Annotated in this window: 10 protein-coding genes; 3 read left to right on the top strand and 7 right to left on the bottom strand. The window is 60.8% G+C overall.

Going from position 1 to position 11789, the window contains the following annotated elements; all coding sequences use genetic code 11:
- Nucleotides 1-191: 191 nt before the first annotated feature.
- Nucleotides 192-995 carry a hypothetical protein gene (locus ACX80D_RS13130; protein WP_459323184.1) on the bottom strand — a complete coding sequence of 268 codons (804 nt, stop codon included), beginning with the start codon at nt 993-995 and terminating at the stop codon, nt 192-194.
- 59 nt (nt 996-1054) lie between these two features.
- On the opposite strand from ACX80D_RS13130, the gene ACX80D_RS13125 reads away from it, so the two are divergent.
- Nucleotides 1055-1564: a prepilin peptidase gene (locus tag ACX80D_RS13125; RefSeq protein ID WP_459323182.1), complete on the top strand. Its 510-nt coding sequence runs from the start codon at nt 1055-1057 to the stop codon at nt 1562-1564.
- A gap of 1 nt (nt 1565) precedes the next feature.
- Here ACX80D_RS13125 and ACX80D_RS13120 read toward each other — a convergent pair whose 3' ends face one another.
- Together ACX80D_RS13120 and ACX80D_RS13115 are read right to left on the bottom strand one after the other, a co-directional pair.
- On the bottom strand, nt 1566-2228 hold the full coding sequence (locus tag ACX80D_RS13120) for a response regulator (RefSeq protein ID WP_459323181.1): 663 nt from the start codon (nt 2226-2228) through the stop codon (nt 1566-1568).
- Nucleotides 2225-4045, bottom strand: coding sequence for a sensor histidine kinase (locus tag ACX80D_RS13115; RefSeq protein ID WP_459323179.1), 1821 nt, complete (start codon nt 4043-4045; stop codon nt 2225-2227). The genes ACX80D_RS13120 and ACX80D_RS13115 overlap by 4 nt, the downstream gene beginning before the upstream one ends.
- Before the next feature lie 168 nt (nt 4046-4213).
- On the opposite strand from ACX80D_RS13115, the gene ACX80D_RS13110 reads away from it, so the two are divergent.
- Both ACX80D_RS13110 and ACX80D_RS13105 read left to right on the top strand, forming a co-directional pair.
- Nucleotides 4214-5725: a CitMHS family transporter gene (locus ACX80D_RS13110; protein ID WP_459323177.1), complete on the top strand. Its 1512-nt coding sequence runs from the start codon at nt 4214-4216 to the stop codon at nt 5723-5725.
- 162 nt (nt 5726-5887) lie between these two features.
- Entirely contained in the window at nt 5888-6358 is a 471-nt protein-coding gene (locus tag ACX80D_RS13105) for an NUDIX hydrolase (RefSeq protein ID WP_459323176.1), read from the top strand.
- Here ACX80D_RS13105 and ACX80D_RS13100 read toward each other — a convergent pair.
- The 4 genes from ACX80D_RS13100 to ACX80D_RS13085 form a co-directional block, all read right to left on the bottom strand.
- Nucleotides 6330-6710, bottom strand: a complete 381-nt coding sequence (locus tag ACX80D_RS13100) for a hypothetical protein (RefSeq protein WP_459323174.1) — start codon at nt 6708-6710, stop codon at nt 6330-6332. The two genes, ACX80D_RS13105 and ACX80D_RS13100, sit on opposite strands and share 29 nt — an antisense overlap.
- 286 nt (nt 6711-6996) lie before the next feature.
- Nucleotides 6997-8694, bottom strand: a complete 1698-nt coding sequence (locus ACX80D_RS13095) for an MDR family MFS transporter (protein ID WP_459323172.1) — start codon at nt 8692-8694, stop codon at nt 6997-6999.
- Complete coding sequence (locus ACX80D_RS13090) at nt 8691-9368, bottom strand: TetR/AcrR family transcriptional regulator (RefSeq protein ID WP_459323170.1); 678 nt, start codon at nt 9366-9368, stop codon at nt 8691-8693. Before ACX80D_RS13090 ends, ACX80D_RS13095 begins: the two co-directional genes overlap by 4 nt.
- Nucleotides 9369-9446: 78 nt before the next feature.
- Nucleotides 9447-11771 carry a UvrD-helicase domain-containing protein gene (locus ACX80D_RS13085; protein WP_459323169.1) on the bottom strand — a complete coding sequence of 775 codons (2325 nt, stop codon included), beginning with the start codon at nt 11769-11771 and terminating at the stop codon, nt 9447-9449.
- Nucleotides 11772-11789: the final 18 nt, after the last annotated feature.

Here is an 11789-nt window from a genome sequence, read left to right as displayed (position 1 = left end):
GCTCTTTGCCATCGATGACTCCCGAACGCATCACTATGAGATCAGCGGAGCCGGACGAATCGATTATCAATATCACAACATCTATGCCGGTGGAGTAGTCGGCGATCCTCACCGAGTGGTTGCGATGATGACCACCAACTACGGGAGCCACTGACAATCGATACGTCCTGTGGTTCTTAGAGGCGCAGATTCTAGGCGGTGGGGCCTAGATCCCAAGGGATGTGGGACCGGACATCTGTCAGACCCATGCTGACCTCTTCGAAGAGGTCATCGAGCATGTATTCGTCAATGCCGTGCAGCACCATCCAATGCCCGGCGCCGGCGCTTTCGCCATCCAGAGACTGCGAGGCCACGCAGATGCCGGTTTCAAGGTCGATCCGAACGGCGGTGCGTCCTGGAAAAAGTAGCGGAGCATCGGCAAAGAGTGGCCGGTAGCTGGTATTCGGTGTCAGCACCGCTTCCACTGCCGCCCGTCCCTGATGGCTGAGCGTGGCAATGTCCGTCACTTCGGCAACATTGGCGAAGGGCGCCTCCAACGGGACAGGGCGCTCTCCTGCCAATTCCACCGGGTCCAACGCTGCGGCGGCCCGGCCGGAACCGTAGGCCGGTTCGCCATAGAGAGCCTCAGGGCGGCGGACCACAAAACCGTTATCGTCTTTGACCGGATTCACCAGCGCTGGAGGCAACAGCCACGGCTTACGGTTCCCGCTAATGAACAGCGAATCCCGGGACTCATTGATCTTGGTGGTGCTGGCCAATAGTTTTCCCTCCAGCGTCTCCACGCGCAGCGCACCGGGCCGACGCACCCAGCAATTCAGCGCCAACACCGGATCGCTCACCCCCGTCGAGGTCCCCGGCACCCAACTGTTGCCTGGTCCGCCGTCGGCCGCGTTGGGAAACTTCCGGTGCAGCTCAAAGCGAAGGCTCTGCCAGCGCCAGGGCGAGGAACGGCAAAGATGTCGAAAGGTATCGGCGGTGAATTCCGTGGCGCTCATATCCACAGCTTAGCCCCGCACCCTGCGCCGGGCGGCCGCGGCGCTGGTAGCATCGCGCTATGGTCACCCGGCTGATGGACTTGTGGGAGAGCAGTGCGCTCGCGCTGGTTTGTGCTCTGGCCGCCACCCTGTATTTGTTGTGGCTGGCGGCGGTGCTGAGCGTCATCGATATTCGTACCCACACCCTCCCGAACCGATATGTGTTGCCGGCCTACCCGATTGCCGGGGCGCTGCTACTTGCGGCGGCGTTGCTGGCCGGGATGCCCGGGCATGCTCTTCGGGCCATGGGTGGCGTGCTCGCAATGTTCGCGCTGTATTGGCTGCTGTGGGCCGTGTATCCGGCTGGCATGGGGTTCGGTGATGTGAAATTGGCGGGGGTGCTGGGCCTTTTTCTCGGATTTCTCAGTTGGCACCATGTGATGTTCGGTGCGGCCGCGGGCTTTGTTGTTGGGGGAGTGTGGGGTGTTCTCTTGATCGTCAGCCGCCGCGGGACAGCCCAATCCGCTCTACCGTTTGGTCCTGCCATGCTGGCCGGCACGTTGGCCACCATGCTGGTACTGCCAGCGTGAGCTAGTGCGGCGCCACGCTGTAGCGGTGCTCGGGCCGCCCGGTGGCGCCGTAACGCAGGGAGATGGCGACAGCGCCGTCGTCGGCCAATGAAGACAGATACCGTTGGGCAGTAGTACGGGAAATTCCGACGGCGGCCGCCACATCCGCCGTCGACTGGTCGCCGCGGGTGGCCAAGGCAGCCAGCACCGCCGTCTCGGTAGCTGTGGCCGCTTTGGGGCCAGCCGCCGGAGAGCTGGGATGGAGTGATTGCCAGGCCGTTTCAAATCTGTCCTGGCTCAGATTCCCAGGCTCGGCCAGCAACCGCCGGTAGCGGGCGTAGCCGCGCAGCCGGGACTCGAGCAGCTCAGCGGAAAACGGCTTGATGAGGTAAGCCAAAGCGCCGCGGCGCAGTGCTGTGCGCATGGTTTGAGGATCGGAAGCGGCACTGAGCATCATGGCGTCCACATCGATGGTGCGCAACAAATCCAGGCCCGACGCGTCCGGCAGGTACACATCGAGCAGGACCAGATCCGGGCGCTGCGCGTGAATGACGTTCAGTCCCTGTGCGGCGGTGGGAGCCGGGGGCAAGGCGCTGAAGCCGGGCACCGAGTCAACGATTCCGGCGTGTAGGCGGCCTACATGAAAGTCGTCTTCGACGATGAGGACGCGAATATCGCCGCTCATGAATGCTCCTTGTTGATGGGCGTCAGGGCCGGGATAAGGCCCACAACGCCGGGCAGTCGGGCACAGAATACTGCGCCGTGTGTTTGGGGTGAACCAGCATCAGCAACCCACACCTCGCCGCCGCGTCGGCGGGCCAGATGGCGGACCAGGGCCAAGCCCACGCCGTGGCCGGTGATGGGATCACTGGGGCCGGCGGTGGTGGGATGAGAGGTAGCAGGGGCGCTGGGAACTGAGAATTCGGTTGATTCGGTTGAGTAGCCAGGAGCGAAGATGAGTTTTGCGCCGTCGGGCTCTTCTACTAGCTCCTGGCCACTAGAGAGGCGCAGCCCGTCACCGGAATCGGCTACCACCAGATGCAAGATGCCCCCGGCCGCTGTGTGTTCATCGAGGAGTTCGACCTCCACCCATTTATGGGGCGAGGTTCCGGCAACAGCGGCTCGGATGGCGTTGTCTAAAAGGTTTCCCAGAATGGCTGTGACGTCTTGCGGATCCGTGATGTGTCCACGGATGAGGGTAGTGGCGCCGATCCGTAACTCCACACCACGCTCATGAGCTTCGATGCTCTTGGCGCCAACGAATGCCTCCAAGTACGGGTCACTGAGCAGGCTCAGATCCTGCACCGGATAGTTCAGTGGTCCGTTGTGCATGATCTCGCCAATGTAGTCGCGAGCCTCGGCAGCGCGGTCAATGTCCAGCAGCCCGGCCACGGTGTGTAGCCGGTTGGCGAACTCGTGCCGTTGCGCTCGCAGGGCGGTGCCGAGTGCGTTGACGGCATCCAGCTGGCGGGTCAGGGCCTGGACCTCAGTTCTGTCCCGCACCATGATGACCCGGCCCAGCGCCAACGCCCCGTCATCACGGTTGTCCTTGAGCCGCACGGCCCTTGCGGTAACGATGACTACCCGGTCGCCCACCACATGCTCGGAGGGGCCAAACTCGGCGGCGGCGTTCACACCACTCGCTGCCAGAAGAAACTCCGGAAGACCGCTGTCAGCGAGGGGGATTCCGCTGTAATCAAGGGTGGAACCGGGCGCCAGTAATCGCCGGGCTCCTTCGTTGAAGACCGTGATGGTGCCGTCGTTGGTGAGGCCAATAACTCCTTCGTCGACGCCGCGCAAAACAGCTTCCTGATCCTGTACCAACCCGGAAATTTCCTCAGGTTCCAGCCCCAGCGTCAGCCGCCGCAGCCGTGAACTCATGACCACTGTGGCCACGGCGCCCAGCGACAAAGAAACCCCCGCAATCAGCGCCACCGGCACAATGTTGGCCAGCATGCCGGCCACAATGTCATCGCTGGAGAAGCCCACACTGACCTCGCCCACCACAGTGGAGGACGATCCCGGAGCGAACACGGGAACCTTGGCCCGCGCCGAGTGCCCCAGGGTCCCGTTTTGCTGTGAAGTCTCCTCGCCCCCAGACAGCGCCACAGAGGGGTCCGTGGATACCTTTTGCCCCAACAAAGCCGGGTTGGGATGCGCAAGCCGCAATCCGTCGTCGTCCGTGATCACCACAAACAGGGCATCAGTTCGCTCCTGGGCCGAGCCCGCATACTGCTCCAAGGGCCCGCCCGCCAGCAAGGCAGGTGTCAACTGTGCCTTGTCGGTGGCGGCCAGGGCGGCAGTTTCACGGCGCACGTCCTCCGAGGAGGCAACGGTGCGGGCCACGGCCAACGCCCGCTCCTGGGCCTGATCGCCGAGCCACTGGTAGGTCAGCGCGGCAAACGTCCCGGCCGTCATGAGCACAATCGTCGAAACCACGGCCAACTGCAGCACCAGCACTCGCGTGGCAAAGCGCATGCGCGGCGTCCGGGCCTGCTGCATTGCAAGGGCTCCTTCAGGCAGTGGACGGAAAGCCGGTGGGCTTAACGGGTTAAACGTATTCAAAGGGTACTAGTTCGGGCAAGTGGGCTAAACCCAATAAGTGATGCAGGCCACTCTAGTCTCTGTAAGTCAGCTCATAAATGCGGCTGGTATTCAAAAGGAGTTCTAATGTTGGTAATCCTCGGATTCGCCATGATCGCGGTCTTCATGGCCCTGATCATGACGAAGAAATTGACGCCCGTGGTGGCCCTGATCGTGGTGCCCACCATTTTCGGGCTGTTCGCCGGGGCCGGGCTGGGCATTGGCGAGATGGTCATGGATTCGATGAAGAGTCTAACCTCCACCGCCGCATTGCTCATGTTCGCCATTGTTTTCTTCGGCATGATGATCGACGTCGGCCTGTTCGACCCCCTCGTGAAACTGATCCTGCGCACACTGGGCAACGACCCCGCGAAGGTAGTAGTCGGCACGGCCGTTCTCGCCGCGGTGGTCTCGCTTGACGGCGACGGATCCACCACATTCATCCTCACCACGGCCGCCATGTTGCCCATCTATTTGCGCCTGGGCATGAGCCCGGTGATCCTGACCTGCGTGGCGGGCCTGGCCAACGGCACCATGAACATCCTGCCGTGGGGCGGCCCCACGGCCCGCGCCGCCGCCGCGCTGAAAGTCTCGCCCAGCGAAGTTTTCGTCCCCATGATCCCGTCGCTGATCGCCGGCATGATCGTCATCTTCCTCTTCGCCTGGCACCTGGGAGTGCGCGAACGCCGCCGACTCGCACTGGCCGGCAGCCTCTGGGTGGGCGCGGCTGATTCTCTGGGCACTTCCAGCACTGGTACTTCCAGCACTGGCACATCCACCGCTTCCACCGCTTCCACGCACGACGCCGGCGCCCCCTCCGGCGGATCCCGCGCCGGTTCCGCACTGTTGACAGTGGAGAAGCCCCGTTCCGCAGCGCAAGCCCGCTTTGATGCCCAAGTGCTGGCCGTGGCAAACGATGATGCGGACTCGGTCAACACCTCACTGGCCGATTCCCAGCTGGATCCCAACCGCGATACTCTTCGACCCAAGCTCTTCTGGTTCAACCTGACCTTGACCGTAGCGGTCATGGTGGTGTTGGTCATGGACATCCTGCCGTTGCCGTACGTGTTCATGATTGGTTCAGCGGTGGCTTTGATCGTCAACTTCCCGAAAATGAAGGACCAGGCCAAGGCGCTTGTCTCCCACGCCGGCAGCATAGTCGCCGTTGTGTCCATGGTGATGGCCGCTGCTGTATTGACCGGTGTTCTCAGCGGAACCGGCATGGTGGATGCCATGGCAGCCTGGCTGGTCAGCGTCATCCCCACCTCGATGGGTCCCTACATGGCCGTCATCACGGGTTTGCTGAGCATTCCAATGACGTTCTTCATGAGCAACGACGCCTTCTACTTCGGTGTCCTGCCAGTGCTCAGTGAAACAGCAGTTCACTTCGGCATCGATCCGGCGGCCATGGCCCGTGCTTCAATTACAGGCCAGCCGGTACACATGCAAAGTCCACTGGTACCGGCCATCCTCCTCCTGGTGTCTCTGTCTCGTGTTGAGCTGGGGGATCATCACAAGTTGGTGCTGTGGCGTTCTTTGGTTGTCTCACTGGTGATGTTGGCCGTAGCGATTGGCCTTGGCGTCATCCCCTTCGGCTAACAGTTGGCCCCGTACCACTTTGCGCCAGCGCACCTTTTGCCCGTAACCACGCGCCACTCATGGAGCTGCGCGTGGTTACAGGCAAACGGTACGCAGTTTCAAACACTTCGGGCGAAGCGCAACAGCTCAAGATGTGGGATGCCGCCGGGATAGGCTGAATCCATGGGATCACCGGACTTCATCGTCAACCTCCGCAAGAAAATTGGCCACGACCCGCTCTGGCTTCCGGGCGTGCGCGGGGTGGTCTTTGACGATCACGGCCGCGTCCTTCTCGGCGAACGTTCCGATACCGGCGGCTGGGCGCTGATCACCGGAATCTTGGAACCGGGGGAGCAGCCAGGCCCAGGCCTCATACGCGAGATCTTCGAGGAAACCGCTGTGGTGGCACGGATCGAGCACCTTTTGGGGGTCACATCCGTGGGACCGGTGACGTTCCCCAACGGCGATGTGTGCGACTTCCTCAACGTCGAGTTCATAGCCCGCCACGTCAGCGGCACCGCCCGCGTCAACGACGACGAATCCCTCGCCGTAGGCTGGTTCGCCATCGAAGAGCTCCCGCCTCTGCGCCCGGGCCACCTCGCCTGCATTGAGCGGGCTCTGGCGTTTACTGGGGAGCCGAACTTCGAGCGCTAACGGCTCTTCGCGACCGGTACCATTGGCGAATCAGGTTCACGGTACAAAAGACTATCGAGGTCACGATGCCTGCTGCCCCGCCCGCCATAGCTCCGAAAGCCATGAATATTCCCCGCAGATCCAAACCGCGCCCACTGGCAAAGTAGGCGTCATAGGGTGGCGGAAATAAAGTACTCGCCAGGATCACGGCGCCCCAGGGGTAGAACAGTGATGCCAGAATGCCCAAGATACCGAGCCAAGGCATTCGCCGTTCCGGAGACTTCAGACACCACAATCCCGCCACCACCAGCGCAGCTACGGGCAGCAGCGCCAGGACAGTACCGACCAGCAGCTCCACAGTGCCGTAATCCATCGCATCCCCCTCGGTCTTCAGTTGCCGAGTCAACCACACCCGAAACATCCCGTACTCGTGCCGTAGGGGCTTGCGGAAGCAGCTGCAAGTGGGGTAAATCGCGAAACTTCGTATCTCGCCGACAACTGAACGGGGGCTAGCCCCGAGATCGGTAGCTACACAGCGGATTTGGTGGCTAACTACCGATCTCGTTGCCGGCCGCGGACGGCGCGTTAACCACTAAAGGCGAGGGCCGGCGTCGTACGTTGAGAAGTACGACGCCGGCCCTCGCCATTTCGGCGCAAGGTTAGGGCTTGTCCGGGGTATCTTCCGGCGCGTCCTTGGTTAGCAGGAGCGTATCCGTGCTCTCAGACGCGGCAGCAGAAGGCGAAGCTGAAGCAGGAGCCCTAGCAGCGGCTAGCTCGGCCTCGAGGCGCAGGGCCTCCTCGCCGCCAATGGCCTCGCCACGGGCCACCATGCCGGAGGTGTCCGAGAGGGGGATGACCTTCATGAACAGGGCCAAGATCAGCGCCACCACCATGAACGGGATGAGGTACCAGAACACCGGTGCCAGAGAATCGGCGTAGGCGTTGACAATGCCGTCTTGAATATCCTGGGGCAGCTTGTGGAGTTCCTGCGGGTCAAGAGTGGACATGGCATTGCCAGCATCTTCCGGCGAGGCACCGCCAGCAGCGAAGACCTTGGTCAGGGACTCAGCCAAGCGGGTGGTGAACATAGCGCCGAAGACGGCCACGCCCAGGGCCGAACCTACTTCACGGAAGTAGTTATTGGTACTGGTGGCCGTCCCCAGCTGAGCAGGCGGGACGGAGTTCTGCACCACGATGACCACGATCTGCATGATGAAACCAAGGCCGGCACCAAAGACGAACAACTGCGCGCAAATGATCCAGATGGGGGTTTCGGCGGACAGTGTAGTCAGCCAGAGCATAGCGAGGATGGTCAGCGATGATCCGATGATCGGGAACGACTTGTACTTGCCCGTTTTGGACATGCGGAGACCGGAGTAGATGGAAGTTCCCATCAGGCCCACCATCATGGGCAGCATCAAGAGCCCGGAGACGGCGGCGGAGGTGCCGGTGGACATCTGCAAGAACGTGGGCACGAAAGCGATGGCCGCAAACATGCCCATGCCCAGGACGAACCCAATGGCTGTGGAGTTCAAGAAGATGGGGTTCTTGAACAGCGAGAGCGGGATGATGGGGTCATCGGCGCGGGCCTCGGTGAAGATGAACAAGGCGATGGCGGCGATCATGCCGGCGCCCCAGGTCCAGGTGGTCAGCGAGGTCCAGCCGTCGGGCTTGCCGCCGAAGTCGGTGAAGAAGATCAAACAGGTGGTGGCGATGGAGAGGAACACCACTCCCATGAAGTCAATCTTTTGCGTGGCCTTCTTGGAGGGCAAAGTCAGTGCGAAGAATGCCACGATGAAGGCGGCAATGCCGATCGGGATGTTGATGTAGAAGGCCCATTCCCACGTCAGGTGGTCCACGAAGTAGCCACCCAAGAGGGGGCCAGCAACGGCGGAGAGGCCGAAGATGGCGCCCAACGGGCCCATGTACTTGCCGCGCTCGTTGGCGGGAACAATGTCAGCGATGATGGCCTGCGAGAGGATCATCAAACCGCCGCCGCCCAGACCCTGCATGGCGCGGAAAATGACAAAGCCCCAGAAATCGGTGGCGAACGCACAGCCAATGGATGCCAGTGTGAAGATGGCAATGGCAGCCAGAAACAGGTTCCTGCGGCCGAGGATATCGCCCAATTTACCGTAGATGGGCATCACGATGGTGGTGGCCAAAAGGTACGCGGTGGTGATCCAGGTCTGGTGCTCCACGCCGCCGAGCTTGCCCACGATGGTGGGCATGGCAGTGGAGACGATGGTTTGGTCGAGGCTTGAGAGCATCATTCCGGCGATCAGCGCCGAGAAAATGATCCAGATTCTTTTCTGGGTTAGCAGGAGCGGTTGCCCTGCTTTCAAAGCGGTACTCATTGAGTCCCCTCAAAGATCAATTGTGAATGGGTAAATAGTTGTTGGGCTGCCAGGAGGTTCTCCTGCAACAGATCCTCGTAGGGGATGGTGTTCTCTTCGGAAAAAAACACTTGACCGGAGCGTTGAGAGCAGGTGCCAAATAATGCCGCCACCATGGTGATCACTGGGTCATCTGGCGGGAGCTGCTCGCGCTCCGCGATGAGGTCGGCAAATTCCTGTTGGCGGTCGAGGGCGCTGCCCATGATTTTCACCATGAGCTGTGGCTCCATTTTCATGGCTGCCATGAGTTGGGCGGTCTGCTCACGGGTCAAATTCATTTCCTCGACCATGGCACAGGTGAGATCGAAGAGATCCTGCAACAGCGTAGTGCTGAGGCCGTTGGGCCCCCGCGCTACACCATTCTCCGGAGCTGCCCCGGCCAAAAATATGGCTGTGGCATCTGCTGGGAACTCATCGAGTAGGTGGCCAATGAGGGCATCTTCCTTGGAGGGGAAGTAGTTGAAAAATGTTCGCCGTGAAACGCCCACGTCTTCACACAGCTGTTCAATGGTGAAGCCGTTGAGGCCGTCTTGGGCGGTGAGGGCCCTGACTCGGGCCGTGATGGCCGATCGGGTCGCCTCCCGCTTGCGGGCGCGCAATCCCTGGGATTGGCAATTTTTTGCACTATCAGTCACAAAGTATAATTTTGCACTATTTTTCCAGGAGTGCAAAATGGTGCGGGGAGATCTCACTCACTTTGCTTCGGTCGCCAGCTACCTTCGGATTCCTTCTAACTTTTGGGTGTGCCTGCACGCAGGGTAACTGGTGCACCCCAGAAAGGGCCCCCACTTCCCGTTCCTGTGCACTAATTGTCCGTTCCCACAGCCTGGGCAGCGTAGGAGCGGCACAGCTTTTCCGGCTGCATCAAGCACCCCAATGTTGTGCTCGTTAGCGAGCTCCAAGAGAAACGGTGATTCTTTGCCTTTGACCGTCAGCAGGGTCACGGAGCGTTTGGCGCGAGTCATGGCCACGTAGAAAAGCCGTCGCTCCTCTGCCATCGGAAAATTGTCCCCAGCCGGCATGGCCAGATGCAAGACGGGATCGTCTGCCATCGTGCTGGGGAAACCATAGGATCCCTTAGTCAGTCCCGGGATGATGACATAGTCGGCCTCAAGTCCCTTAGAGCCGTGGATAGTGTGGAATTGGATATCTAGATGACTGAGGTTGCTCGCGTAGCCCGACGCCGGCGCCACTGCCGCTCGCATTTCCTGCACCAGCTTCCGGTACCTGCACAGGACAAGGACCGTCACCACTCCATGGGTGCTAGCGGGGATCTCACCGGCGGACACCCGTGCGGCCAGTTTCTCCAGGTGCACACGTACAGTGCGCTGAAAGTCGCCAGCATTCGAGAGCGCCACGGCGACGATAGATGGGGAGTATTCCGGTGCGGATGAAACAACGCTCTTACGCAATTGTGCTGGGTTCTTCTGGACGAAGGCGCTCGATAAGCTGGAGATGGACTGCGGGGATCGAAAAGTTCGTTCCAGCCGGACTATTTCGGCTTCACCAAACCATCGTGAAAAATTCGTCATCACCGAGATATCTGCCCCGGCGAAGCCGTTGATGCTCTGCCAATCGTCCCCGACAGCAAACAGCATGCGACCAGGAGCGTTCACCAGCGCATGAGCCAGCCGGGCTCGGGCATGGCTGGCATCCTGCATTTCATCGACCATCACCAGCTCATATCCGGGGTCCCAACGTCCGGCCTCCACATGATCGGCGGCCAATGAGAGCATGTCCTCGAAATCTATATATTCGGACTGCGCAAGTTCCTGATCCCATGCGGCCCGGATGGTGTCAAAGAGATTGAGGAAGACGCTGTGGCGAAAATGCGCGGGTGTCCGTGACCACGCAGTGAGGCGCTCCCTGAGATGCTCGCCGCTGAGCCTGTTGCTTTTGGCGTGGATGAGGAAGGTCCGGAAGGTCCTGATGAGTTGCTCATTACGCATCGGCTCGGGGCCGGTGCCTGGGCGGTCAGGATTGGGATCCAGCGTGATGCCACGCGCTGTGAGCTGTTCGGTCAGCCGGTCAAAAGCGCGCCCGTCCCACAGCTCAGACATGGTGGTTTCCAGCAGTGTGGTCCCGAATTGCCGGTGAAGGGCACGCTTCCAGTGGACACCGTCAAGGTAGCCAGTGAATTCAGGAGGCGGAAGTCCTTGATGATCGAGCGCAAAATGTTCGTGATAGGCGCCGATGCCGGGATAGTAAAAATCCGGACGGTACTGGGAATGGGCAGCATCGACGGTGTCGTGCTCGTAGGGCTGTTCATACACGTAATCGACGCCGTTGTAGAACAGCCAGTCCGCGATCAGCCGTTCACCGTGGCTCTTAACCACCTCGCCTTGGAGCGTACGGAACTCTTCGGATGGCTTGGCGGAGGATCTCGCTCCTGAGCTAGCGGTGTTGCCCGGGCCGCCCGACGGGCCAGGATGATCTGGGCTGCCTGGCCCATGGCCGAATTCCGGGAATCCACGGCTGAGGACCAATCTGAACAGATCCCACTGACGGCGGAAAATGAGATCGGTGTCCCGAAGCTTTTCTACAATTTGGCGAAGCTTTTCCTGGTCAGCGCCATCTTGGACCCAGGGCGCCACGGAGGGTTTCCTCCCGGTCGCCTGTCCTATGATCTCCAAGCCAAAGGCGTGAAAGGTTTTCGCCTTGACGTCTCCACCATCGAGTCCGAGCGGCAGGAGCCTTTCATGGATCCGTTGCTCAAGTTCCTTGGCGGCGTCTGTATTGAAGGCAAGAAGGAGGATCTTCTCAGCCGACACGAGCTTGCGGTGGAGGGCATACCCGGCCTTGGCGACCATGGTTGAGGTCTTACCTGAACCGGCCGAGGCGATGACCTGGACCCGATTGTCGAGACAGACCACGGCACGGATCTGATCGTCCGTCAGAGGAGATCGTTCAATAGTGTCGAAAAAATTCTTGGCGTTGGCGGCCTCAGAGAGCACATGCTGCTCGTTCAGAAGGGCACAGTAGTCACGTAGATCAGCAGCCCAGAGTTCGACGGCGAGACGCACCTGACCGGGTTGCACGCCAAGGCGTTCATCGAG

Source organism: Arthrobacter sp. Sr24, assembly GCF_054511175.1.
This window is presented reverse-complemented; position numbering and strand designations above follow the sequence as displayed.

Excerpts from the sequence above, each read along its gene's own strand:
- ACX80D_RS13130 (WP_459323184.1), bottom strand. The coding sequence starts at position 995 with ATGAGCGCCACGGAATTCACCGCCGATACCTTTCGACATCTTTGCCGT.
- ACX80D_RS13125 (WP_459323182.1), top strand. The coding sequence starts at position 1,055 with ATGGTCACCCGGCTGATGGACTTGTGGGAGAGCAGTGCGCTCGCGCTG.
- ACX80D_RS13120 (WP_459323181.1), bottom strand. The coding sequence starts at position 2,228 with ATGAGCGGCGATATTCGCGTCCTCATCGTCGAAGACGACTTTCATGTA.
- ACX80D_RS13115 (WP_459323179.1), bottom strand. The coding sequence starts at position 4,045 with ATGCAGCAGGCCCGGACGCCGCGCATGCGCTTTGCCACGCGAGTGCTG.
- ACX80D_RS13110 (WP_459323177.1), top strand. The coding sequence starts at position 4,214 with ATGTTGGTAATCCTCGGATTCGCCATGATCGCGGTCTTCATGGCCCTG.
- ACX80D_RS13105 (WP_459323176.1), top strand. The coding sequence starts at position 5,888 with ATGGGATCACCGGACTTCATCGTCAACCTCCGCAAGAAAATTGGCCAC.
- ACX80D_RS13100 (WP_459323174.1), bottom strand. The coding sequence starts at position 6,710 with ATGGATTACGGCACTGTGGAGCTGCTGGTCGGTACTGTCCTGGCGCTG.
- ACX80D_RS13095 (WP_459323172.1), bottom strand. The coding sequence starts at position 8,694 with ATGAGTACCGCTTTGAAAGCAGGGCAACCGCTCCTGCTAACCCAGAAA.